Annotated in this window: 25 protein-coding genes; 24 read left to right on the forward strand and 1 reads right to left on the reverse strand. The window is 43.4% G+C overall.

Annotation, left to right across the window (positions count from 1 at the left end; genetic code table 11):
- Positions 1-45: 45 nt before the first annotated feature.
- The 9 genes from lepA (at position 46) to mtaB (ending at position 11,112) form a co-directional block, all read left to right on the forward strand.
- Positions 46-1,881 carry a translation elongation factor 4 gene (gene lepA / locus KXD37_RS02670; RefSeq protein WP_044154493.1) on the forward strand — a complete coding sequence of 612 codons (1,836 nt, stop codon included), beginning with the start codon at positions 46-48 and terminating at the stop codon, positions 1,879-1,881.
- Positions 1,882-1,936: 55 nt separating this feature from the next.
- Positions 1,937-3,076: a radical SAM family heme chaperone HemW gene (gene hemW / locus KXD37_RS02675; protein ID WP_024122105.1), complete on the forward strand. Its 1,140-nt coding sequence runs from the start codon at positions 1,937-1,939 to the stop codon at positions 3,074-3,076.
- An 80-nt stretch (positions 3,077-3,156) separates the two neighbouring features.
- A complete protein-coding gene (hrcA, locus tag KXD37_RS02680; RefSeq protein WP_095713313.1) occupies positions 3,157-4,188 on the forward strand; it encodes a heat-inducible transcriptional repressor HrcA in 1,032 nt (343 codons plus the stop codon).
- Positions 4,189-4,260: 72 nt separating this feature from the next.
- Entirely contained in the window at positions 4,261-4,824 is a 564-nt protein-coding gene (grpE, locus tag KXD37_RS02685) for a nucleotide exchange factor GrpE (RefSeq protein ID WP_024122103.1), read from the forward strand.
- Positions 4,825-4,847: 23 nt separating this feature from the next.
- Positions 4,848-6,683, forward strand: coding sequence for a molecular chaperone DnaK (dnaK, locus tag KXD37_RS02690; RefSeq protein WP_024122102.1), 1,836 nt, complete (start codon positions 4,848-4,850; stop codon positions 6,681-6,683).
- 196 nt (positions 6,684-6,879) lie between these two features.
- Positions 6,880-8,004 carry a molecular chaperone DnaJ gene (gene dnaJ / locus KXD37_RS02695; RefSeq protein ID WP_059335442.1) on the forward strand — a complete coding sequence of 375 codons (1,125 nt, stop codon included), beginning with the start codon at positions 6,880-6,882 and terminating at the stop codon, positions 8,002-8,004.
- Between the two features lie 24 nt (positions 8,005-8,028).
- Positions 8,029-8,964 (forward strand): 50S ribosomal protein L11 methyltransferase, encoded by a 936-nt coding sequence (gene prmA, locus KXD37_RS02700; protein ID WP_106020120.1) that lies wholly within the window; start codon positions 8,029-8,031, stop codon positions 8,962-8,964.
- 22 nt (positions 8,965-8,986) lie between these two features.
- Positions 8,987-9,757, forward strand: a complete 771-nt coding sequence (locus KXD37_RS02705) for a 16S rRNA (uracil(1498)-N(3))-methyltransferase (RefSeq protein WP_103672287.1) — start codon at positions 8,987-8,989, stop codon at positions 9,755-9,757.
- Positions 9,757-11,112 (forward strand): tRNA (N(6)-L-threonylcarbamoyladenosine(37)-C(2))-methylthiotransferase MtaB, encoded by a 1,356-nt coding sequence (gene mtaB / locus KXD37_RS02710; RefSeq protein ID WP_127696755.1) that lies wholly within the window; start codon positions 9,757-9,759, stop codon positions 11,110-11,112. Before KXD37_RS02705 ends, mtaB begins: the two co-directional genes overlap by 1 nt.
- Positions 11,113-11,153: 41 nt before the next feature.
- Here the strand turns inward: mtaB and KXD37_RS02715 are convergent, their stop codons facing one another.
- The gene (locus KXD37_RS02715) at positions 11,154-12,080 is read right to left on the reverse strand and encodes a Na/Pi symporter (protein WP_263463229.1); all 927 of its coding nucleotides are present in this window, start codon (positions 12,078-12,080) and stop codon (positions 11,154-11,156) included.
- 172 nt (positions 12,081-12,252) lie between these two features.
- Here KXD37_RS02715 and rpsU point away from each other — a divergent pair, with 172 nt between their 5' ends.
- From rpsU to recO, 15 genes are all read left to right on the forward strand, one after another.
- Entirely contained in the window at positions 12,253-12,426 is a 174-nt protein-coding gene (gene rpsU / locus KXD37_RS02720; RefSeq protein WP_003152957.1) for a 30S ribosomal protein S21, read from the forward strand.
- A 14-nt stretch (positions 12,427-12,440) separates the two neighbouring features.
- The gene (locus KXD37_RS02725) at positions 12,441-12,887 is read left to right on the forward strand and encodes a GatB/YqeY domain-containing protein (RefSeq protein WP_010334989.1); all 447 of its coding nucleotides are present in this window, start codon (positions 12,441-12,443) and stop codon (positions 12,885-12,887) included.
- Positions 12,888-13,018: 131 nt separating this feature from the next.
- Complete coding sequence (locus KXD37_RS02730; protein WP_059293575.1) at positions 13,019-14,332, forward strand: NfeD family protein; 1,314 nt, start codon at positions 13,019-13,021, stop codon at positions 14,330-14,332.
- A 21-nt stretch (positions 14,333-14,353) separates the two neighbouring features.
- Positions 14,354-15,349, forward strand: coding sequence for a flotillin-like protein FloA (gene floA, locus KXD37_RS02735; RefSeq protein ID WP_024122095.1), 996 nt, complete (start codon positions 14,354-14,356; stop codon positions 15,347-15,349).
- Between the two features lie 27 nt (positions 15,350-15,376).
- On the forward strand, positions 15,377-15,802 hold the full coding sequence (locus KXD37_RS02740; RefSeq protein WP_044154508.1) for a hypothetical protein: 426 nt from the start codon (positions 15,377-15,379) through the stop codon (positions 15,800-15,802).
- 55 nt (positions 15,803-15,857) lie between these two features.
- A complete protein-coding gene (gene yqfC / locus KXD37_RS02745) occupies positions 15,858-16,139 on the forward strand; it encodes a sporulation protein YqfC (protein ID WP_024122093.1) in 282 nt (93 codons plus the stop codon).
- A gap of 18 nt (positions 16,140-16,157) precedes the next feature.
- Complete coding sequence (gene yqfD, locus KXD37_RS02750) at positions 16,158-17,354, forward strand: sporulation protein YqfD (RefSeq protein ID WP_024122092.1); 1,197 nt, start codon at positions 16,158-16,160, stop codon at positions 17,352-17,354.
- The gene (locus KXD37_RS02755) at positions 17,351-18,310 is read left to right on the forward strand and encodes a PhoH family protein (protein WP_024122091.1); all 960 of its coding nucleotides are present in this window, start codon (positions 17,351-17,353) and stop codon (positions 18,308-18,310) included. The genes yqfD and KXD37_RS02755 overlap by 4 nt, the downstream gene beginning before the upstream one ends.
- 71 nt (positions 18,311-18,381) lie before the next feature.
- On the forward strand, positions 18,382-20,517 hold the full coding sequence (pgpH, locus tag KXD37_RS02760) for a cyclic-di-AMP phosphodiesterase PgpH (RefSeq protein WP_106020117.1): 2,136 nt from the start codon (positions 18,382-18,384) through the stop codon (positions 20,515-20,517).
- Positions 20,518-20,991, forward strand: a complete 474-nt coding sequence (gene ybeY / locus KXD37_RS02765) for an rRNA maturation RNase YbeY (protein WP_105953589.1) — start codon at positions 20,518-20,520, stop codon at positions 20,989-20,991.
- Positions 20,972-21,349 carry a diacylglycerol kinase family protein gene (locus KXD37_RS02770; RefSeq protein ID WP_101864544.1) on the forward strand — a complete coding sequence of 126 codons (378 nt, stop codon included), beginning with the start codon at positions 20,972-20,974 and terminating at the stop codon, positions 21,347-21,349. The genes ybeY and KXD37_RS02770 overlap by 20 nt, the downstream gene beginning before the upstream one ends.
- 113 nt (positions 21,350-21,462) lie before the next feature.
- Positions 21,463-21,873, forward strand: a complete 411-nt coding sequence (gene cdd / locus KXD37_RS02775) for a cytidine deaminase (protein WP_024122088.1) — start codon at positions 21,463-21,465, stop codon at positions 21,871-21,873.
- Positions 21,854-22,759: a GTPase Era gene (gene era, locus KXD37_RS02780; protein ID WP_101864543.1), complete on the forward strand. Its 906-nt coding sequence runs from the start codon at positions 21,854-21,856 to the stop codon at positions 22,757-22,759. The genes cdd and era overlap by 20 nt, the downstream gene beginning before the upstream one ends.
- 143 nt (positions 22,760-22,902) lie before the next feature.
- Positions 22,903-23,046 carry a YqzL family protein gene (locus KXD37_RS02785; protein WP_024122087.1) on the forward strand — a complete coding sequence of 48 codons (144 nt, stop codon included), beginning with the start codon at positions 22,903-22,905 and terminating at the stop codon, positions 23,044-23,046.
- A gap of 36 nt (positions 23,047-23,082) precedes the next feature.
- Complete coding sequence (recO, locus tag KXD37_RS02790) at positions 23,083-23,850, forward strand: DNA repair protein RecO (protein ID WP_106020116.1); 768 nt, start codon at positions 23,083-23,085, stop codon at positions 23,848-23,850.
- The last annotated feature ends 79 nt before the right edge of the window (positions 23,851-23,929 follow it).

Here is a 23,929-nt window from a genome sequence, read left to right on the forward strand (position 1 = left end):
ATCTAAGCTAGTGTATTTTGCGTTTAATAGTAGGAGTGATAGATTGTGACAGATAAAGAAAAGCGTTTAGAGAGGCAGTCGAGAATTCGGAATTTCTCCATCATCGCCCATATTGACCACGGAAAATCGACCTTAGCGGATCGAATTTTAGAAAAAACGTCGGCAATCACTCAACGAGAAATGAAAGAACAATTGCTTGATTCTATGGATCTTGAACGCGAACGGGGCATTACCATTAAATTAAACTCTGTTCAGCTTAAATACAAAGCGAAAGACGGAGAGGAATATATTTTCCACCTGATTGACACACCGGGACACGTCGATTTCACATATGAAGTATCCCGAAGCCTTGCTGCCTGCGAAGGAGCGATACTTGTCGTGGATGCGGCGCAAGGAATTGAAGCGCAGACGCTTGCGAACGTTTACTTGGCACTTGATAATGACCTTGAAATTCTTCCAGTCATTAATAAAATCGATCTGCCAAGCGCAGAGCCGGAACGAGTTCGCCAAGAGGTGGAGGATGTCATCGGCCTTGACGCATCGGAAGCCGTGCTCGCTTCAGCAAAAGCCGGGATCGGGATTGAAGAGATATTAGAGCAGATCGTAGAAAAGGTGCCTGCTCCGACCGGAGATCCAGAGGCGCCGCTTAAAGCGCTGATCTTCGACTCGCTTTATGACGCTTACCGCGGTGTCGTGGCTTATATCAGAGTCGTTGAAGGAACGGTAAAGCCGGGGCAAAAAATCAAAATGATGGCAACCGGCAAAGAGTTTGAAGTGACAGAAGTCGGTGTGTTCACGCCGAAAGCAACTCCGACAGATGAACTGACCGTCGGCGATGTAGGCTTTTTAACTGCTGCGATCAAAAATGTCGGTGACACACGCGTCGGTGACACGATAACAAGCGCGGCCAATCAGGCTGCCGAAGCGTTGCCTGGATATCGCAAGCTGAACCCGATGGTGTATTGCGGTTTGTATCCGATCGATACGGCCAAATACAACGATTTAAGGGAAGCTCTTGAGAAGCTTGAACTGAATGACTCATCGCTTCAATATGAAGCAGAGACATCCCAAGCGCTCGGATTCGGTTTCCGCTGCGGATTTTTAGGTATGCTTCACATGGAAATCATCCAGGAGCGGATTGAGCGTGAGTTTAAAATCGACCTGATCACAACGGCACCGAGTGTTATCTATGATGTGTATATGACAGACGGCGAAAAGGTTGTTGTCGACAACCCGTCCAACATGCCTGACCCACAAAAGATCGAAAGAATCGAGGAGCCGTATGTAAAAGCGACAATGATGGTGCCGAACGATTATGTCGGTGCGGTGATGGAGCTTTGCCAAGGAAAACGGGGCAATTTTATCGACATGCAATATTTAGACGCAAATCGTGTCAGCATTGTCTATGACATGCCATTAGCGGAGATCGTCTATGAGTTTTTTGATCAGCTGAAATCAAGCACAAAAGGCTACGCGTCCTTTGATTACGAACTGATCGGCTACAAACCGTCTAAACTTGTCAAGATGGACATTATGCTGAACGGAGAAAAAATCGACGCCCTTTCATTTATCGTGCATCGCGATTACGCGTACGAACGCGGAAAAGTAATTGTAGAAAAACTGAAAGAGCTCATTCCGCGCCAGCACTTTGAAGTACCGATTCAAGCGGCGATCGGCCAAAAAATCGTGGCCCGCTCTACCATTAAAGCGATGCGTAAAAACGTATTGGCTAAATGTTACGGCGGAGACATCTCGCGGAAACGGAAGCTTCTTGAAAAACAAAAAGAAGGAAAACGCCGAATGAAGCAGGTCGGCTCAGTTGAAGTGCCGCAAGAAGCATTTATGGCGGTCCTGAAAATGGACGACAGTCCGAAAAAATAATAGAAGCCGCCGCAGTCCTGTACTGCGGCTTCTTTCTGTAAAGAAGGTGAATACATTGAAATCAGCTTATATCCATATTCCATTTTGTGAGCATATTTGCCACTACTGCGATTTCAATAAATATTTTATTCAAAGCCAGCCCGTCGGCGAGTATTTAAACGCACTCGAGAAGGAAATAATAAATACGATAGAAAAAACGGGGCAGCCTGATTTGGATACGATTTTTATCGGAGGAGGCACGCCGACATCCCTCTCTGAGGACCAGCTCAAAAAATTGATGGACATGGTCAGCCGTGTGCTGAAGCCTTCAGACTCTTTAAAAGAATTCGCTGTTGAGGCGAACCCGGACGACCTATCGGCAGAAAAATTGAAAATACTCAAAGAAGCGGGCGTTAATCGTTTAAGCTTCGGTGTGCAAACATTCGAAGACGACCTTCTAGAAAAAATCGGACGGGTGCATAAACAAAAAGACGTATTTGCCTCTTTTGAACGTGCAAGGGAAATTGGTTTTGAAAATATTAGTCTCGATTTGATGTTCGGTCTTCCCGGACAAACGCTTAAACATCTGGATCATTCTTTAAAAACTGCTTTATCCCTGAACGCAGAGCATTATTCCGTTTACTCTCTCATTGTAGAACCGAAAACGGTATTTTATAATTTGATGCAAAAAGGGCGGCTTCATCTGCCGGCGCAGGAACAGGAAGCCGAAATGTACGAAACGGTGATGAGCCGGATGGAAGCTGCCGGTATTCATCAATATGAAATCAGCAATTTTGCAAAACAAGGCATGGAATCTCAGCACAATCTGACGTACTGGAGCAATGAGGAATATTTCGGTTTCGGAGCAGGAGCCCACGGGTATATCGGCGGAATTCGAACAGTAAACGTCGGACCTGTTAAGCATTACATTGACCTGATAGCTGAAAAAGGTTTTCCTTACCGGGATACACATGAAGTGACGATGGAAGAACAAATTGAAGAAGAGATGTTTTTAGGATTAAGAAAAACATCCGGAGTCAGCAAAAAACGGTTTGAAGAGAAATACGGTCGTTCTCTTGATAAACTGTTTCCCGGCGTTTTAAAAGAGCTTTCTGAAAAGGGACTGATTCTTAACACAGAGTCTGCCGTTTGTTTGACTCATCAGGGAAAATTATTGGGTAATGAAGTTTTTGGCGCTTTTTTGGGTGAGTTATAATTGACATTTTTCTTGTGGTTTGATACTTTTGTTATAGATTTAGCACTCGCTTGTTGAGAGTGCTAACAGAGGTGATGATGATGTTAACAAATCGTCAGCTGCTGATCCTTCAGGTCATAATCAACGATTTTATTAAATCGGCGCAGCCGGTCGGATCTAGAACTCTTTCGAAAAAAGATGAAATCACATTTAGCTCTGCAACAATAAGAAACGAGATGGCTGACTTGGAGGAGCTGGGCTTTATTGAGAAAACCCACTCTTCCTCAGGACGTGTTCCGTCGGAAAAAGGGTACCGGTATTATGTTGATCATTTGCTGTCGCCCGTCAAACTGACAAAAACCGACCTAGACCAAATCCACTCGATCTTCAAAGAAAAAATATTCGAGCTGGAAAAGACAGTTCAAAAATCAGCACAAATTTTGTCCGATCTTACGAATTATACGTCTATCGTACTCGGGCCGAAGTTGAGCGAGAATTATCTTAAACAGATTCAAATCATACCGATTCAGCCCGATAAAGCGGTAGCCATTCTCGTAACCAATACGGGGCATGTGGAAAATAAAACGATTAATTTTCCAACCAAAATGGATCTGTCTGATATTGAAAAGCTGGTAAATATATTGAACGACCGTTTAACCGGTGTGCCGATGGATGAACTGAATGAACGCATTTTTAAAGAAGTTGTCATGTACTTAAGGCAGCACATTAAGAACTACGACAACATCCTTGAAGCGCTGCGGTCAACATTTCATTCGACAAGTCACGTTGAAAAATTGTTTTTCGGCGGGAAAATCAATATGCTGAACCAGCCCGAGTTCCATGATATCGGCAGAGTGCGGTCGCTGCTTTCTCTAATCGAAAAGGAGCAGGACGTCTTGAAGCTCGTCCAATCTTCAGATACAGGCATTTCGATTAAAATCGGAAAAGAAAATGACTATGAAGAGATGGAAAACTGCAGCCTGATTACAGCCTCTTATTCAGTAGATAAGAAGCAAATAGGCTCAATTGCGATCATCGGACCAACCCGTATGAATTATTCACGGGTCGTCAGTCTGCTTCAGCATGTGACTTCAGACTTGTCAAAAGCATTAACAAGTTTGTATGATGAGTAAGGGAAATTTGGCAAATTTTATCGAAGGGCATCACCCGCCCTTCTCCTTACACTTTTGAGGGAGGTGAACACAATGTCAGAAGAAAAACAAACCGCGGAACAAAACGAAACAGAAGAGCAAGAAGTAATCGAAGAACAAGCTGCCGCTGAAGAACAGCAGGAAGAAACAAACGAAAGCGAACTTCTTCAAAATCAAATTAACGAATTGCAAGGTTTGCTTGAGGAAAAGGAAAACAAACTTTTGCGTGTTCAAGCAGACTTTGAAAACTATAAACGACGCAGCCGCTTAGAAATGGAAGCGTCACAGAAATACCGTTCTCAAAACATCGTTACTGAATTGCTGCCGGCTCTTGACAGCTTTGAAAGAGCGCTTCAGGTTGAAGCCGACAATGAACAGACGAAAAGTTTGCTCCAAGGAATGGAAATGGTCCACCGCCAGCTCGTAGAAGCCTTGAATAAAGAAGGCGTAGAAGCAATCGAAGCTGTAGGACAGGAATTTGATCCGAACCTTCACCAAGCCGTTATGCAGGCTGAAGATGAAAACTACGGCTCCAACATTGTCGTTGAGGAAATGCAAAAAGGCTACAAGCTGAAGGATCGCGTCATTCGCCCTTCCATGGTAAAAGTGAATCAATAATTACATAGCAGGAGGTTATTCAAGTGAGTAAAGTTATCGGAATCGACTTAGGTACAACAAACTCATGTGTGGCAGTACTTGAAGGCGGCGAGCCTAAAGTTATTGCTAACGCTGAAGGAAACCGCACAACTCCATCAGTTGTCGCATTCAAAAATGGCGAACGCCAAGTAGGGGAAGTGGCTAAACGCCAATCTATCACAAACCCTAACACAATTATGTCTGTCAAACGCCATATGGGTACAGATTACAAAGTTGAAATTGAAGGAAAAGATTACACTCCTCAAGAAGTGTCTGCTATCATCCTTCAACACCTTAAATCATACGCTGAAAGCTATCTTGGCGAAACAGTATCAAAAGCAGTTATCACAGTTCCTGCATACTTTAACGATGCTGAGCGTCAAGCGACAAAAGACGCTGGTAAAATCGCAGGTCTTGAAGTAGAACGTATCATCAACGAGCCGACTGCAGCAGCGCTTGCATACGGACTTGATAAAACAGATGAAGATCAAACAATCCTGGTATACGACCTTGGCGGCGGTACATTCGACGTTTCCATCCTTGAACTTGGCGACGGTGTATTCGAAGTTCGTTCAACTGCCGGTGACAACCGTCTGGGCGGAGACGATTTTGACCAAGTCATCATCGATCATCTTGTGTCTGAATTCAAAAAAGAAAACGGCATTGATCTGTCAAAAGACAAAATGGCGCTTCAGCGTTTGAAAGACGCAGCTGAGAAAGCGAAAAAAGATCTTTCCGGCGTATCTTCTACGCAAATTTCTTTACCGTTTATCACAGCTGGAGAAGCAGGACCGCTTCACCTTGAACTTACATTAACTCGCGCTAAATTCGAAGAGCTTTCTTCTCATTTAGTAGAGCGCACAATGGGCCCTGTCCGTCAAGCGCTTCAAGATGCAGGACTTTCTGCAAGCGAAATCGACAAAGTCATCCTTGTCGGCGGATCAACTCGTATTCCTGCCGTACAAGAAGCAATCAAAAAAGAAACTGGAAAAGAAGCGCATAAAGGCGTAAACCCGGATGAAGTTGTAGCGCTTGGTGCTGCAATTCAGGGCGGCGTTATCACTGGTGACGTAAAAGACGTTGTTCTTCTTGACGTTACACCGCTTTCTCTCGGTATTGAAACAATGGGCGGCGTGTTCACAAAACTGATCGACCGCAACACAACAATTCCGACAAGCAAATCACAAGTGTTCTCAACTGCTGCTGATAACCAAACAGCTGTTGATATACATGTTCTTCAAGGTGAGCGCCCAATGTCTGCCGACAACAAAACACTCGGCCGCTTCCAGCTTACTGATATCCCGCCAGCACCGCGCGGCGTGCCTCAAATCGAAGTTTCTTTCGATATTGACAAAAACGGTATCGTAAATGTAAGAGCAAAAGACTTAGGCACAGGAAAAGAACAAAACATCACAATCAAATCTTCTTCAGGTCTTTCTGATGATGAGATCGAACGCATGGTAAAAGAAGCGGAAGAAAATGCTGACGCTGATGCGAAGAAAAAAGAAGAAATCGAAGTCCGCAACGAAGCAGATCAGCTTGTTTTCCAAACTGAGAAAACATTAAAAGATCTTGAAGGCAAAGTGGACGAAGAACAAGTGAAAAAAGCCAACGATGCCAAAGACGCCTTAAAAGCAGCGATTGAGAAAAACGAATTTGAAGAGATCAAAGCGAAAAAAGATGAGCTTCAAGCAATCGTTCAAGAGCTTTCTATGAAGCTTTATGAAGAAGCTGCTAAAGCACAGCAAGCTCAAGACGGAGCAAACGCTGAAGGCAAAGCTGATGACAACGTTGTCGACGCTGAATACGAAGAAGTAAACGACGACCAAAACAAAAAATAAGTTTCTTTCTGAGTCAGCCCGCTTTTGGGCTGGCTGAAAAGAACATATTTCATAATCTGATTCAATGGTTAGAAAGTCAAAGTCAGGCATCTCTTGGCTTTGACTTTTTTTCTTGCCCGGGATAAAAGGAATTGAAAAATCATAATTCAAAATGATACAATCTAATTTATGTGAGAAATTCGGGAGAGTGAAGTAGATGAGTAAGCGTGATTACTATGAAGTGCTGGGTGTAAGTAAGAGCGCTTCAAAGGATGAAATAAAAAAGGCTTATCGAAAGCTGTCAAAAAAATATCATCCTGACATTAACAAAGAAGCCGGATCAGATGAAAAGTTTAAAGAAGTCAAAGAAGCATACGAAACGCTGTCTGATGACCAAAAACGGTCTCATTACGACCAATTTGGCCATACTGATCCTAACCAAGGCTTCGGCGGCGGTTTTGGCGGCGGCGACTTCGGCGGTTTTGGTTTCGATGATATTTTCTCAAGTATTTTCGGCGGCGGCACTAGACGAAGAGATCCGAATGCACCGCGTCAAGGGGCGGATCTGCAATATACGATGACTTTGTCATTTGAGGATGCCGTTTTCGGAAAAGAAACGACCATCGAGATTCCACGTGAGGAAACGTGTGATACATGTAAAGGCTCAGGGGCGAAACCTGGTACAAATCCGGAAACGTGCTCACACTGCGGAGGCTCCGGTCAGCTAAATGTGGAGCAAAACACGCCGTTTGGTAAAGTTGTCAACAGACGAGTCTGCCACCACTGCGAAGGTACAGGTAAAATCATTAAAAACAAATGTGCGGATTGCGGCGGCAAAGGAAAAATCAAAAAACGCAAAAAAATCAACGTCACAATTCCTGCCGGTGTAGATGACGGGCAGCAGCTGCGTCTCTCAGGACAGGGTGAACCAGGCGTAAACGGCGGCCCTGCCGGGGATTTATTTGTCGTATTCCACGTGCGCGCCCACGAATTCTTTGAGCGCGACGGAGATGATATTTACTGTGAAATGCCGTTAACGTTTGCTCAAGCCGCGCTTGGAGATGAAGTGGAAGTTCCGACGCTTCACGGGAAAGTGAAATTGAAAATCCCTGCCGGTACACAAACAGGAACAAAATTCAGATTAAGAGGCAAAGGCGTTCAAAATGTCAGAGGCTATGGACAGGGTGACCAGCATATCGTCGTCCGCGTTGTCACTCCGACAAACTTGACAGATAAACAAAAAGATATTATCCGCGAATTTGCCGAAGTCAGCGGAAACCTGCCTGATGAACAGGAAATGAGTTTCTTTGATAAGGTAAAACGCGCGTTTAAAGGCGATTAATTATTGGATGAGGAGTTGGTAGTTTTGAAATGGTCCGAATTAAGCATTCACACAACACATGAAGCGGTCGAACCTATCTCAAATATTTTGCATGAAGCTGGTGCGAGTGGGGTTGTGATAGAGGACCCGCTTGATTTAATTAAAGAACGTGAGAATGTGTACGGGGAAATCTACCAGCTCGACCCCAATGATTATCCGAACGAGGGTGTCATTGTCAAAGCGTATCTGCCGGTCAACAGCTTTCTTGGAGAAACGGTAGAGGGCATTAAAGAAACAATTAATAATCTGCTTCTTTATGATATTGATTTGGGCAGAAACCATATCACCATTTCCGAAGTGAACGAAGAGGAATGGGCGACTGCTTGGAAAAAGTATTACCACCCTGTGAAAATTTCTGAAAAGTTTACGATTGTGCCGACGTGGGAGGAATATACGCCGGTACATACGGATGAGCTGATTATTGAAATGGACCCGGGAATGGCATTCGGAACAGGCACACACCCGACAACCGTACTTTGTATTCAGGCGCTTGAACGCTTTGTGCAAAAGGGTGATAAGGTGATTGATGTAGGCACAGGCTCCGGGATTTTAAGTATTGCGGCTGCAATGCTTGAGGCTGAATCGGTTCATGCCTATGATCTTGATCCCGTTGCTGTAGAAAGCGCACGTCTCAATTTGAAGTTAAACAAGGTTAGCGATATAGCTCAAGTCAAACAAAATAATTTGTTAGACGGGATTTCAGGAGAACATGATGTGATCGTTGCCAACATTTTGGCTGAAGTCATCCTTCGTTTTACTTCACAGGCTTATCATCTGCTGAAAGACGGCGGGCACTTTATTACTTCAGGAATTATCGGCCAAAAAAAGCAAGAGGTAAAAGAAGCATTGGAACAGGCTGGTTTTACCATTGTGGAAATCCTCTCAATGGAAGATTGGGTCAGCATTATTGCAAAAAAATAACAGTTAGTAGGTGTCACAGCGTATGCAACGATATTTTATCGAGCTCACGAAGCAGCAAATGGAGGAAGCGCCGGCTATTTCAATTACCGGAGAAGATGTTCATCATATTGTAAATGTCATGAGAATGAACGAGGGAGACGAGATTATCTGCTGTTCTCAGGATGGCTTCGAAGCAAAATGTGAACTTCAATCTGTTACCAAAGAAAAAGTGTCCTGTCTTATGATAGAATGGACGAATGAAAACAGAGAGCTTCCGATAAAGGTTTATATTGCAAGCGGCCTCCCGAAAGGGGATAAACTTGAATGGATTATCCAAAAGGGGACTGAGCTGGGAGCTCATGCCTTTATTCCTCTGCAAGCCGCACGCTCTGTTGTCAAGCTGGATGACAAGAAAGCTAAGAAAAAGCGGGAAAGATGGACAAAAATTGCGAAGGAAGCGGCGGAGCAATCGTACCGAAACGAAGTGCCGCAAGTGCTGGATATCCATTCCTTTCAGCAGCTTCTTGAAAAGGTGCAGAATTTCGATAAATGTGTCGTTGCATACGAAGAGTCATCGAAGCAAGGAGAAACAAGCTCGTTCAGCGCAGTTGTAAGCAGCCTTCCGAAAGGATCATCCCTTTTGATCGTATTCGGTCCCGAAGGCGGTTTAACAGAAGCGGAGGTTGAGCGGCTCACGGCGAAAAACGCTGTTCCGTGCGGCCTCGGACCGAGAATTTTAAGAACAGAAACCGCTCCGCTATACGCGCTGAGCGCAATTTCTTATCATACAGAGTTATTAAGAGGTGATCAATAATGGCAACTGTTGCGTTCCATACGCTTGGCTGCAAAGTCAATCATTATGAAACAGAAGCAATCTGGCAGCTTTTCAAAGATGCGGGCTATGAAAGAAGAGACTTTGAACAAACAGCTGACGTATATGTCATTAATACATGTACGGTAACAAATACGGGAGATAAAAAAAGCCGCCAAGTGATCAGACGCGCCATTCGTCAAAATCCTGACGGCGTCATCTGCGTCACAGGCTGTTATGCGCAAACCTCGCCAGCTGAGATTATGGCAATCCCGGGTGTTGACATTGTAGTCGGAACTCAGGATCGTGAAAAAATGCTCGGCTACATCGCTCAATATCGTGAAGAGCGTCAGCCGATCAATGGCGTCAGCAACATTATGAAAGCTAGAGTATATGAAGAGCTTGATGTACCGGCTTTTACAGACCGGACAAGAGCGTCATTAAAAATACAGGAAGGCTGCAATAACTTCTGCACGTTCTGTATCATTCCGTGGGCGCGCGGACTTCTCCGTTCACGTGACCCGGAGGAAGTTATTAAACAAGCACAGCAGCTTGTTGATGCGGGTTATAAAGAAATCGTACTTACTGGTATTCATACAGGCGGCTACGGTGAAGATATGAAAGATTACAACTTTGCCAAGCTTTTGAGAGAACTTGACGCCCGTGTTCAAGGTGTGAAACGGATCAGAATTTCGTCCATCGAGGCAAGCCAGATCACAGACGAAGTAATTGAAGTTTTAGACCGTTCAGATAAGATTGTGCGCCATTTGCACATTCCGATTCAATCCGGATCAAACACAGTGCTTAAACGGATGAGACGCAAATACACTATGGAATTTTTCGCTGACCGTTTAAATAAGCTGAAAAAAGCACTTCCGGGCTTAGCCGTAACCTCCGATGTCATTGTAGGCTTCCCTGGTGAAACAGAAGAAGAATTTATGGAAACCTATAACTTTATCAAAGAAAACAGATTCTCTGAACTGCATGTTTTCCCTTATAGCAAACGTACGGGAACGCCAGCTGCGCGGATGGAAGACCAAGTGGATGAAAACGTCAAAAACGAACGTGTACACCGCCTGATTGCACTTTCTGACCAGCTTGCGAAGGAATATGCCTCTGATTATGAAAATGAAGTCCTTGAAATTATCCCTGAGGAAGCATTTAAAGAATCAGATGAAGAAAACATGTATGTCGGCTACACAGACAACTACATGAAAGTTGTTTTCAAAGGTACGGAAGACATGATCGGCAAAATCGTGAAAGTAAAAATACTAAAAGCAGGCTATCCATACAATGAAGGACAGTTTGTCCGTATTGTTGAGGATGACATAACAGAACAAATGCGTATGTCTTCTTAATCTGAAAAACCGGTGCATCTGAATGTGCCGGTTTTTTATGTTCAGTTTTTAGTTGGGATAAGCAGTTTAATAAAGCTGTAGAACAAGTTGGTAAGCGGTAAAAACAAAAGAGCTGATACGACATTAAATAGCAGGCTGAAATGGGCGATTCTTTGGGCAGGGTCTGCCGAGAGCTGTTCAACAAAGCCGGTAGCTGCCGCCAAAAACGGGAATACAATTGCTACGCCGATTATGTTAAACAAAACATGGGCGCACGCTGTCTGTTTTGCGGCATATCCGCCGGATACAGCAGCCATGACAGCTGTAATGCATGTCCCGATGTTTGATCCAAGCACAACGCTCATTGCCTGTGTCAGTCCAATAACGCCTTCATTCATAAAGCTCATTAAAATGCCGATGCAGACAGAACTTGAGTGAATGATTGCAGTTAACACCATGCCGATAAGCAAAGCAGACCAGTTTGAGTCGTTTACATGATGAAGAATCCCTGCACCTGTTTTCAGCTGAGTAAGCGGTTCTGCAAGACGGCTGAAGCCGCTGATGCAAAAAAAGATAATTCCGAGTCCGAGGAAGCTTGTTCCCAGCTGTTTGAACGGATACCTGCCCGTCAGAAAAAACAGCAAACCGCCAATCAATAGAATCCAAATCAACACATCCATTTTGATTGCAAGAAATTCGGTTGTAAAGGTAGATCCGACATTTGTTCCAAGGATCATCGGTATTGTCCGTTTGAAAGAAAGGGCCCCCGCACTTACAAATCCGATGACAATTACCATAAAGGCGGAGCTGCTTTGGAGAAATCCTGTAAAAACAATACTGATGAGGAATGCTTTTAATGGATGATCCGTAAAAATCAGCAGCTGCTCTTCAATTTTTGAATACGTCAGCGAAATTAAACCTTTCCGAAGCATGTTCATTCCTGCGAGAAAGAATAATATAAGAGCAGTAAAACTAATCAGAAGCAACATTTTATTCACCAACCCCTTTCTATCATTATATAGACAGGCAGTCCCGCTCATGACGGAAAAGTGAACTCACTTAGTTGACCTGACTGAAGGCTTATATTATAATGTCAAAGTACATGTTTATATGTGTAACTTAAAGGTAGTCGATTGGTGTATTCGGAGGGAGGGAAAGAGAATGTCAAAAACGGTCGTTAGAAAAAACGAATCGCTTGAAGATGCTCTTCGTCGCTTCAAACGCAGTGTATCAAAGACAGGTACTTTGCAAGAAGCAAGAAAGCGCGAATTTTATGAAAAACCTAGCGTAAAGCGCAAGAAAAAGTCTGAAGCTGCTAGAAAACGCAAATTCTAAAAGAGGGTGGATTTATGAGTCTTCTTGAGCGACTTAACCAAGATATGAAGCTATATATGAAAAGCCGTGAGAAAGACAAACTGACTGTCGTTCGAATGGTTAAGGCTTCACTTCAAAACGAAGCAATTAAGCTTAAGAAAGACAGTTTGACCGAGGATGAGGAACTCACTGTCCTTTCTCGTGAACTTAAGCAACGTAAAGACTCCCTCCAGGAATTTTCAAACGCTAATCGTTTAGATTTAGTAGATAAAGTTCAAAAAGAGCTGGACATTTTAGAAGTTTATTTACCACAGCAGCTATCAGAAGAAGAGCTGCGTACAATCGTAAATGAAACCATTGCGGAGGTCGGTGCGAGCTCAAAAGCGGACATGGGCAAAGTGATGGGGGCAATTATGCCTAAAGTAAAAGGTAAAGCTGACGGAAGTTTAATTAATAAGCTTGTGAGCAGTCAACTGTCTTAAATGGCAAAGAAAAGGACATCTTTCTAAGAGAGATGTCTTTTTTTTATACATAAAAAAATGAAACCTTTGATACATTTGTTACGTATGAAGAGAAGGTACTTAATATACGAGGAAGGAGGGATACATCGCCCTTGCTTCAAACAAAAGGATTCCGAGCGGCTCTTTTGAGCATATTTCTACTATCATTATTAGGAGTTCAGCTGCATACAAAAGCAGAAAAACAAACCGTCTACGTCATTCCCGTTGAAAAAAATGTCGAACAGGGTCTCGCCTCGTTTTTGTCGCGTTCGCTACAAGATGCAGAGGCTCAGCATGCAAACCATATTATTCTTGATATTAACACACCGGGAGGACTGGTAAAATCAGCTATTGATATAGCGGACACGATCAACGAAACGGATATCCCGATAACTGCTTATGTAAACAAACGGGCATTGTCTGCTGGTGCATATATCGCGTTACAGGCTGACGCCATTTATATGGCGCCCGGAGGAAAGATGGGAGCTGCGGCGATCATAGACGGTAAAGGCAATGCTGCTGACAAAAAAGCTGAATCATTCTGGCTTGCGGAGCTGGAAGATGCTGCAGCAAAAAACAACCGTGATCCAAAATATGCGCGTGCCATGGCAGACCCTGATGTAGATGCAAGAGAAGCGGGCGCGCCGAAGGGAGATCTGCTTACGCTGAATGCGGAAAAAGCTGTTGACGTAGGCTATTCAGAAGGAACAGTTAACAATCTTTCCGCGCTTGTGAAGAAGCTTGGATACGAAGATGCACATATCAGCTATGCTGAGGAAAGCTTTGCAGAAAAGGCAGCAAGGTGGCTGACCAGTCCGATTGTTGTTCCTATTTTATTGACAATTGCCTTTTTAGGTCTTACTGTTGAGCTTTTTTCTCCTGGTGTCGGTCTGCCTGGAACAGCAGGATTTATCGCATTGATCCTGTTTTTTTACGGACATCTTGCAACGGGTCTTGCCGGATATGAAACGGTTCTCCTCTTTATAGCAGGGGTGATTCTGATCCTGATGGAGATATTCCTCCCCGGAGGAATCATTGGTTTACTTGGCTTGGGAGCAATTGTTGCGAGCTTATTTTTGGCCGCGGGAAGCTTCACAGTCATGGCGGTTTCTCTCTTGATCGCCTCAGCTGTTTCCATTACAGCTTTCATTTTACTGACAAGGGTGTTGGGAAAGCGTATGAAATTCTTTAAGAAATTTATATTAAATGATTCTACAAATACAGAGAGCGGTTATGTATCAAACCAAACGCGAACGGACTTAATCGGCAAGGAGGGTGTGACCTTTACGCCGCTGCGTCCCGCGGGAACCGTCATTATCGATGACGAACGTCTTGATGTGGTATCTGAAGGATTATTTACAGAGAAAGATAAAAAAGTAAAAGTAATCAAAGTGGAAGGCTCGCGCATTGTCGTGAGAGAAATTTAAACAGAAACGAGGAGAAGTAGCATGGACCCATCAACATTAATGATACTGGCTATTGTCGTAGTAGGGATCATTGTCTTAGCTGTATTTTTTACATTTGTACCTGTTATGCTCTGGATTTCAGCTTTAGCAGCTGGAGTTAAAATCAGCATTTTCACTCTAATAGGGATGAGGCTTCGCCGCGTCATACCGAACCGGGTGGTTAATCCGCTGATTAAAGCGCATAAAGCGGGACTCGACGTTGGAACAAACCAGCTTGAAAGCCACTATCTTGCCGGAGGGAATGTAGATAGAGTCGTTAACGCACTTATCGCGGCTCAGCGTGCTAATATTGAGCTTACATTTGAACGCTGTGCAGCCATCGACCTTGCCGGCCGTGATGTATTGGAAGCCGTGCAAATGAGCGTTAATCCGAAGGTCATTGAAACACCGTTTATTGCAGGTGTTGCTATGGACGGAATTGAAGTGAAGGCGAAAGCGAGAATTACAGTAAGAGCCAATATCGACCGCCTCGTCGGGGGTGCGGGTGAGGAAACGATTGTAGCCCGTGTAGGCGAAGGGATCGTCTCTACAATCGGTTCATCCGAAAATCACAAAAAAGTGCTGGAGAACCCTGATATGATTTCTCAAACGGTTCTCGGTAAAGGCCTGGATTCAGGAACCGCCTTTGAAATTCTTTCGATTGATATTGCTGATGTTGACATTGGTAAAAACATCGGGGCGATCTTGCAGACGGATCAGGCAGAGGCCGACAAAAATATTGCACAGGCCAAAGCCGAAGAACGCCGTGCAATGGCTGTTGCTCAAGAACAGGAAATGCGCGCACGTGTAGAAGAAATGCGAGCTAAAGTGGTTGAAGCCGAAGCGGAAGTGCCGCTTGCGATGGCCGAAGCCCTGCGCGAAGGAAATATCGGCGTCATGGACTACATGAATATTAAAAACATTGATGCAGACACAGATATGCGTGATTCATTCGGTAAATTAACGAAAGACCAATCGGATGAAGACCGCAAATCATAATCTCTCTATGCAGAAGGGAGAATAGTGATGGAAGATATACTGACGAATCCGCTTGTTATTGCAGCGATTATCGGAATTATTTCCACGATTTTCGGCAAAGTGAAAAAAGAAGAAGAAAAAAACAATCAAAATCAAAAAAGAAAAAAGCCGCAGACAATGAAACCTGCTTCTGTTCAAAATAAACAATCAGCTGAAGAAACGCCAGCACCTATTCCAAACCGCTTGGAACAGATGAGACAAGAAGCTGAAGACAGACGGAAGGAAACGGAAAGAAACCTGAAAGGGCTTGAGCGGGATCTTACTGCCGCCAAACATAAAGCTGTGTATACCAAGCAAAAACTGCTTCAGGTCAATAAAGACACTGTGGTGCAAGGCATTGTCTTAGGCGAGGTATTCGGTCCGCCAAGGGCAAAAAAACCTCATCACACAATGCGAGCAGCCCGCAAAAATTAAGTGTTAGAACCCTCTTTCAAATCATACATATGAGATGAAAGGGGGTTCTTTTTGTATGGGGCAAAGAAAGAATCGTTTAAAAGCTTGGCTGACAAGAGCATTGGAAATTCCCCCGGACGTTATGATGGATCTGCCGCGGATCACAATGGTCGGCAGACTTCATATCTACATAGAAAACCACAGAGGCCTTCTGCTGTTCAGTGAGAATGAAGTGAGGCTGATGCTGAAGCAGGGCCAGTGCATCATATCAGGAAAAAACTTTGTTATCAAAGCGATTCTTCCGGAAGAAATACTTTTGGAGGGTACGATTGATGTCGTTCGATATGTTGAGTCATAAAGCCGAGGGGGAAATGTTGTGAAAAATAAATGGCTGTCTTTTTTTGGTGGTAAGGTCCAGCTTGAAGTGACGGGACGAGGCATTGAACGGCTCCTTAATGAATGCACAAGAAGAGGGATTCCAATCTTTCATCTGAAAAAAAAGAAAGAAGCCGTCTTGTTATATATACAGCTTCAGGATGTACATGCCTTTCGGCGTGTCAGAAGAGAATTTGACTGTAAAGCCCGTTTTATCAATCGAAAAGGTTTCCCGTTCTTATTGCTGAAATCCAAACTGAATTTAGGTTTTACCATTGGTTTTGCGCTTTTTTTTATCCTATTGTTTTTGCTCTCCAATATGGTGTGGAAAATTGAAGTGACTGGTGCAAAGCCTGAAACGGAGCACCAAATGATGCAGCATTTGAAGGAAATCGGCGTCAAAAAAGGGCGATTGCAATTTTTAATGCAGTCTCCCGAAAAAATACAAAAATCGTTAACCAACGGAATAGACAATATCACTTGGGTCGGAGTCGATTTGAAAGGCACGACCATCCACATGAAAGTTGTGGAGAAAAATGAGCCTGAAAAAGAAAAGTATGTCAGTCCGCGCCACATTGTCGCCAAAAAGAAAGCAACCATTACAAGAATGTTTGTCCAGAAAGGCCAGCCCATGGCCGCAATCCATGATCATGTGGAAAAGGGGCAAATGCTTGTCTCCGGCTTAATCGGAAGCGAAGATGAGCAGCAGGAAGTCGCCTCTAAAGCTGAAATTTACGGCGAGACCTGGTACAGATCTGAAGTAACGGTGCCCCTTGAAACATTATTTAACGTCTATACGGGCAAAGTAAGGACAAAGCACAAGCTTTCTTTTGGCTCATGGGCTTTCCCAATCTGGGGGATAACGCTTAAAAAAGAAGAATTAAAACATCCAAAAACAGAACAAGAGAAGCATTCGCTTCATTTTCTCGGTTTGGAGCTCCCTGTTTCTTATATCAAAGAGCAAACGAGAGAAAGTGAAGAGGCTTTGCGAAAATATACGAAAGAAGAAGCAGTTCAAGAAGGAATCAAAATGGGTAAACGGGATGTAGAGAGTAAAATAGGCGAGGACGGCGAGGTGAAAAGTGAAAAAGTTTTGCACCAGACAGTCGAGAATGGTAAAGTAAAGTTGATTATTCTCTACCAAGTTATAGAAGATATCGTTCAAACCACACCTATTGTCAGGGAGACTGAAGAATGACAGAACATTTACTTGCGATGAATCAAAAACTGAAAAGCCCGGACGAAGCGCTTTCACTGTTCGGGAATCAAGATTCTTTTTTGACACTGATGGAGAAAGATCTGGATGTAAATATCATTACGCGAGGCGAAACGATTTATATTTCAGGCGATGAAGAATCGTTTCAGATTGCCGACAGGCTGCTGGGATCACTTCTCGCATTAATTCGCAAGGGGATAGAGATCTCTGAACGTGATGTGATTTCCGCCATCAAGATGGCAAAAAAGAATGAACTTGAATATTTTGAAAGCATGTACGAAGAAGAAATTACAAAAAACGCAAAAGGCAAATCGATCCGTGTGAAAACCATGGGACAGCGGGAATACGTAGCCGCCATGAAACGAGATGATCTTGTATTTGGCATTGGCCCGGCAGGAACTGGAAAAACGTACCTTGCTGTCGTAAAAGCAGTCCACGCATTGAAAAACGGACATATTAAAAAAATCATTTTAACAAGACCTGCGGTAGAAGCCGGTGAAAGCCTCGGTTTTTTACCAGGTGACCTGAAAGAGAAAGTAGATCCTTATTTGCGCCCGCTGTATGACGCTCTTCATGATGTGCTTGGAACAGATCATACAGAACGTCTGCTGGAAAGAGGAGTCATTGAAATCGCTCCGCTCGCTTATATGAGAGGCCGGACACTTGATGATGCCTATGTTATACTTGATGAAGCACAGAACACTACGCCTGCCCAAATGAAAATGTTTTTGACGAGACTGGGTTTTGGCTCTAAAATGATCATTACAGGTGACGTTAGCCAAATTGATCTGCCGAAAGGCGTCAAATCGGGACTTGCAGTAGCGAGAGAGATGCTGAAAGAAATCGACGGCATTTCTGTGATTGAACTGGACCAGACAGACGTGGTCAGACATCCGCTTGTTGCGAAAATTATTGAAGCATACGATAAGCAAAATTAATCCTGAATGACCCGATCGCGCGTTATCGGGTCATTTTTGCTTATCAGCTTGATTTTCTAGAGGAGGTTCTTGTGTTGAAAAAGAAGGGGAAGACCAAAAGCGGCTCAAAAAATTGGCGCGGCTTTAAAAATGCCCGCTCCATGCATGTACTGCTGTATCTTCTGCTGGCTGCGATTATGTTCGCATTGCTTTTTGTACATGTGAAGCCGGAAACGCTTGATTTAGACCTGTTTTCAGTCAGCGACAAGACCATTTATGCTCCGGCAACCGTGGAAGATCAAAAAGCGACAGAGGAAAAAAAGCAAGCTGCTGAGGATGCGGTCGAAGATCAATATACCTTAAAGAAAGATTATACAGACAATCGAATTGATCTTGTGTCATCGATATTCGACAGTATCAGTGAAGTGAAAAAATCAGCAGAAGAAGACAGCAGTTCACCATCAGAAAAAACAATGATTAAGTCGGTGAAAAATAAGCTGACGTCAGATGTGAATGATTCTATATCAGAGGATGCCATCAAGACTTTGCTGAAGGCGGACCATGAAGATTTTTCATTTGTCAGAGATACTGTCATAACAGCAGTAAACTCAGTGATGAGCAGTGAAATCCCGTCGGATAAATTATCTGAAGCAAAAGATAAAGTGCAAAAAGAACTGAAGAGTAATTCTATCCCGTCTAAATATTTAGGAGCCGCCACGGAAATCGGGCGTTACGCCATTATTCCGAATTACGTCTTCGATCCAAAAGCAACAGAGGCAAAACGCCAGGAAGCGTCAGACAATGTTCAGCAGGTTCAGATCAAACAGGGGCAGGTGCTCGTGGAAGAAAATGACCTCATTGATCGGGAAGTGTACAGAAAACTTGAGCTGACCGGATTGTTAAATAACTCCAATTTGTTCAAACCGATTAGCGGCCTTTTGATTATGATCGGGCTTTTCATTGCTACACTCGTTTACTATTTCGAAAAACAGAATCAAAATCTGAAATTCAAAAACAAGTCGATCCTATTATTCTCCATTATTACAACGCTTTTGCTTGTTATTATGGAGGTTGTCAGTTTATTTCAAAAGATGGAATATAACAATATTGGCTATCTTGTTCCCATTGCGGCCGGTGCAATCTTAATCAAGCTGCTGATGAATGAACGGATCGCTATTTTAGGAAGTATCATTCTTGCGATTTGCGGAAGTATGATGTTTAATCAAGGTGTGACAGGAACATTTAATTATGTCATTGGTATTTATTATTTGATCAGCGGTATTTCCGGTGTTTTGTTTTTAGGAAAACACAATGGCAGATCAAAAATTTTGCAGACCGGGCTTTTTGTGGCGTTTATCAATATGATTGTGGTTCTATCTCTATTATTGATTCAAAACACCGCGCTGTCAGGCTTGGAAATCGGGACGCTCATGCTGATGGGGGTTGTGTCGGGTTTTGCTTCCTCCGTATTAATTATCGGACTTATGCCGTTTTTTGAGACAGGTTTCGGCATTTTGTCCACAATGAGGCTGATCGAGCTGTCCAACCCTAACCATCCGCTGCTTCGAAAAATACTGACAGAAACACCAGGTACATATCACCACAGCGTCATGGTCGCCAATTTGTCAGAGGCCGCCTGCGAGGCGGTAGGGGCAAATGGTTTGCTTGCAAGAGTCGGTGCGTATTATCACGACCTCGGAAAAACAAAGCGGCCGCAATATTTTATTGAAAATCAAATGAATATTGACAATCCGCATGATAAGCTTTCTCCGCAGCTCAGTAAAAATATCATTATTTCGCATACCACTGACGGGGCGAATATGCTGAGGAGCTATAAATTTCCAAAGGAGCTTGTGGATATTGCTGAGCAGCACCACGGGACCTCTCTTTTGAAGTTCTTTTATTATAAAGCGAAAGAAAAAGGCGATCAGATTACAGAGGAAGAATTCCGTTACCCGGGACCGAAGCCGCAGTCAAAAGAAGCCGCGATTATATCAGTGGCAGACAGTGTCGAAGCGGCTGTCAGATCGATGCATAATCCAAATCCTGAACGAATTGAAAAGCTTGTCAGGGGCATTATATCCGATAAGCTTCAGGACGGACAGTTTAGTGAATGCGATTTGACATTTAAAGAGCTTGATACAATTGCAAAAACGCTTTGTGCAACATTAAAAGGAATTTTCCACTCCCGGATTGAATATCCGGAGGCTACTAAGAAGGTGAAATAGATGAGTTTATTGATTGATATCGTAGATGAAACCGGAAGTGTCTCTGAAGAGATGCTTAAAGAAGTAGAAAATCTGCTTCAATTTGCCGCTGAGCGCGAAGGAGTTCAGGACCAGGCTGAGGTTTCTGTCACGATCGTTACCAATGAAGACATTCAGCAGATCAATAAAGAGTATCGGGGAAAGGATACGCCGACAGACGTCATCTCTTTTGCTCTTGAAGAAGAGGGAGAAAACGAAGTTGAAATTGTCGGTGCTGAAATGCCGCCGGTTCTAGGTGATATTATCATCAGTGCAGATCGTACAAGAGAGCAGGCTGAAGAATATAACCATTCTTTCAAGAGAGAGCTTGGCTTTCTAGCGGTACATGGATTCCTGCATCTTTTAGGATATGACCATATGACGAAAGAGGAAGAAGAGGAGATGTTTACTAAGCAAAAGGATTTGCTGGACGCCTATGGACTCAAGAGATCATAGAAATGAGCTGAAGCGATTCCTAATGAGCTTCGTGCACGCAGGGCGGGGCATATGGAGAACGGCGCGGACGGAGCGGAATTTTCAATTTCATGCCGCGGCTGCCTGCGCCGTTATCATTTGCGGTTTTCTCGTTAATCTCAGCCTGACAGAGTGGGCTATTATTTTTCTTTTGATTGGCGGAATGCTTTCACTGGAGCTTTTAAATACAGCTATTGAACACACGGTTGATTTAGTAACAGATAAACATCACCCGCTTGCTAAGGCGGCTAAGGACGCTGCTGCCGGGGCTGTTTGCGTTTTTGCCGTGATTTCGTGTATTATTGGTTTACTTATTTTTTTGCCAAAGCTGTATGGCTGAAAATTCTTACATTTATTTTACATTTTTAGAAATGGGCGTGAAAAAAGGAGCGCCATTATGTAAAATATAAAGTGATAGCGGTACCATTATAGGTAAGAGAGGAACATGTACACATGAACAGACAGAAATTGATAACAGAAGCTTTAAAAGCGCGTGACATGGCATATGCACCGTATTCCAAGTTTAAAGTAGGAGCCGCTCTTCTTACCAAAGATGGAAAAGTGTACAGAGGCTGCAATATAGAGAATGCGGCATACAGCATGTGCAACTGCGCTGAGCGTACCGCTTTGTTTAAAGCTGTTTCTGAAGGCGATACTGAGTTTCAGATGCTGGCAGTAGCTGCTGACACCCCGGGCCCAGTATCACCGTGCGGAGCCTGCCGGCAGGTGATTTCTGAGCTCTGCACAAAGGACGTTATTATCGTGCTGACCAATTTACAAGGACAAATACAAGAAATGACTGCAGAAGAATTATTGCCAGGCGCATTTTCATCGGAGGATTTACATGACGAACGAAAGCTTTAAATCAGGATTTGTATCCATTATCGGAAGACCAAACGTAGGAAAGTCTACTTTTTTGAACAGAGTGATCGGCCAAAAAATCGCGATCATGAGTGATAAACCCCAAACAACAAGAAATAAGGTGCAAGGGGTATTAACGACAGGCACATCACAAACGATTTTTATTGACACACCAGGAATTCATAAGCCTAAGCATAAGCTTGGAGACTTTATGATGAAAGTGGCGCAAAATACATTAAAAGAAGTCGATTTGATCTTATTTATGATCAATGCTGAGGAAGGCTATGGCAAGGGCGACGAGTTCATTATTGAGAAATTGCAGAATACCTCGACACCTGTTTTCTTAATCGTAAACAAAATTGACAAGATCCATCCTGATCAATTGCTTCTGCTAATTGACGAATACCGCAGGCGATATCCTTTTAAGGAAATTGTTCCGATCTCTGCATTAGAGGGAAATAACATTGAAACATTGCTGGCGCAGATTGAAGCATATTTGCCTGAAGGTCCGCAGTTTTATCCGAGTGACCAGGTGACCGATCATCCGGAACGCTTTATCATTTCTGAGTTGATCAGGGAAAAGGTGCTGCATCTGACAAGGGAAGAGATCCCGCACAGCATTGCGGTAAGCATCGAATCGATTAAAGGGCAGGACAACGGATCCGTGCACGTGGCGGCAACAATTGTGGTCGAACGGGATTCTCAAAAAGGCATTGTCATCGGGAAAAAAGGCAGCCTGCTGAAAGAAGTCGGAAAAAGAGCGAGAGCGGATATCGAGGCCCTCTTAGGTTCTCGCGTCTATCTTGAATTGTGGGTAAAAGTGCAGAAAGACTGGCGTAACAAAATGTCCCAGCTTCGCGACTTCGGCTTTAAAGAGGATGAATATTAATCTCTTGCTGTGTCATTATCTCACATGAACAGGGATACATTAGCAAATTTTGTTTAACATGAAATGGAGGACATCTGGTCAAGATAAAGGTAAGAATTTGGAGTTTAGGTAAGCTAGTTTAACTACAGAAAGGTGGGTTTCTTGTGTTGAATTTTACCTGGAACGTATTTTCTCAAACAGGAAATGTTGATACGTATCTTCTTTTTAAAGAACTGGAAAAAGAGAACATGGAAAGACCCGAAGAACTAGAAGATGAGCTAGCCCGATTTGATTTTCCAATTTTATAGACCTCTTGACCGCTCCTGTTTTAGGAAGGTGCGGAAATGCTGACAAAATGTGAAGGAATCGTTCTTCGTACCAATGATTACGGAGAGACGAATAAAATTGTTACTTTACTGACAAGAGAACACGGAAAAATAGGTGTTATGGCCAGAGGAGCCAAAAAACCGAACAGCCGTTTATCAGCAGTCAGCCAGCCCTTTTTGTATGGTTCATTCTTAATGCAGAAAACAACAGGCCTCGGAACCCTTCAGCAGGGTGAAATGATCCTCAGCATGAGAGGCATCAGAGAGGATTTGTTTTTAACTGCATATGCAGCTTTTATTGCTGAGCTCGTTGACAAAGGCACAGAAGAAAAAAAACCAAATCCCTATTTGTTTGAATTTATTTTAGAATCCTTTAAACAGCTTGACGAAGGAACAGACCCGGATGTTATTACCTTCATTGTTCAAATGAAGATGCTTGCTGTGATGGGACTGTATCCTGAGCTTAATCACTGTGTGCATTGTAAAAGCCATGATGGGACATTCCATTTTTCTGTTCGCGATAACGGTTTTATTTGCCACCGCTGCTTTGACAAAGACCCTTACAAGGTGCCGATTAAGCCGCAAACGGCAAGGCTTTTGAGACTGTTTTATTACTTCGATCTTTCAAGGATTGGCAATGTGTCTTTAAAGCAGGAAACGAAAAATGAATTAAAGCAAGTTATTGACTTGTACTACGAAGAATATTCAGGGGTTTATCTGAAATCGAAGCGTTTTTTAGATCAAATGGAGAGCATGAAACATCTTATGGGTGAAAACAAAAGTTGACATATGGCCCATCTTTTTATATGATCATTTATTATAAAATATGTTGCAGTGAGAGAAAGAAGTACTTGCGTTTACCTCA

It is taken from the genome of Bacillus sp. XT-2 (assembly GCF_025696525.1).
Lineage (GTDB): Bacteria > Bacillota > Bacilli > Bacillales > Bacillaceae > Bacillus > Bacillus halotolerans.

Bases quoted from the DNA above. Each gene is read 5' to 3' on its own strand.
- hrcA (WP_095713313.1), top strand. From the start codon at position 3,157: ATGTTAACAAATCGTCAGCTGCTGATCCTTCAGGTCATAATCAACGAT.
- grpE (WP_024122103.1), top strand. From the start codon at position 4,261: ATGTCAGAAGAAAAACAAACCGCGGAACAAAACGAAACAGAAGAGCAA.
- dnaJ (WP_059335442.1), top strand. From the start codon at position 6,880: ATGAGTAAGCGTGATTACTATGAAGTGCTGGGTGTAAGTAAGAGCGCT.
- KXD37_RS02705 (WP_103672287.1), top strand. From the start codon at position 8,987: ATGCAACGATATTTTATCGAGCTCACGAAGCAGCAAATGGAGGAAGCG.
- mtaB (WP_127696755.1), top strand. From the start codon at position 9,757: ATGGCAACTGTTGCGTTCCATACGCTTGGCTGCAAAGTCAATCATTAT.
- KXD37_RS02715 (WP_263463229.1), bottom strand. From the start codon at position 12,080: ATGTTGCTTCTGATTAGTTTTACTGCTCTTATATTATTCTTTCTCGCA.
- rpsU (WP_003152957.1), top strand. From the start codon at position 12,253: ATGTCAAAAACGGTCGTTAGAAAAAACGAATCGCTTGAAGATGCTCTT.
- KXD37_RS02725 (WP_010334989.1), top strand. From the start codon at position 12,441: ATGAGTCTTCTTGAGCGACTTAACCAAGATATGAAGCTATATATGAAA.
- floA (WP_024122095.1), top strand. From the start codon at position 14,354: ATGGACCCATCAACATTAATGATACTGGCTATTGTCGTAGTAGGGATC.
- KXD37_RS02740 (WP_044154508.1), top strand. From the start codon at position 15,377: ATGGAAGATATACTGACGAATCCGCTTGTTATTGCAGCGATTATCGGA.
- yqfC (WP_024122093.1), top strand. From the start codon at position 15,858: ATGGGGCAAAGAAAGAATCGTTTAAAAGCTTGGCTGACAAGAGCATTG.
- KXD37_RS02755 (WP_024122091.1), top strand. From the start codon at position 17,351: ATGACAGAACATTTACTTGCGATGAATCAAAAACTGAAAAGCCCGGAC.
- ybeY (WP_105953589.1), top strand. From the start codon at position 20,518: ATGAGTTTATTGATTGATATCGTAGATGAAACCGGAAGTGTCTCTGAA.
- KXD37_RS02770 (WP_101864544.1), top strand. From the start codon at position 20,972: ATGGACTCAAGAGATCATAGAAATGAGCTGAAGCGATTCCTAATGAGC.
- cdd (WP_024122088.1), top strand. From the start codon at position 21,463: ATGAACAGACAGAAATTGATAACAGAAGCTTTAAAAGCGCGTGACATG.
- era (WP_101864543.1), top strand. From the start codon at position 21,854: ATGACGAACGAAAGCTTTAAATCAGGATTTGTATCCATTATCGGAAGA.
- recO (WP_106020116.1), top strand. From the start codon at position 23,083: ATGCTGACAAAATGTGAAGGAATCGTTCTTCGTACCAATGATTACGGA.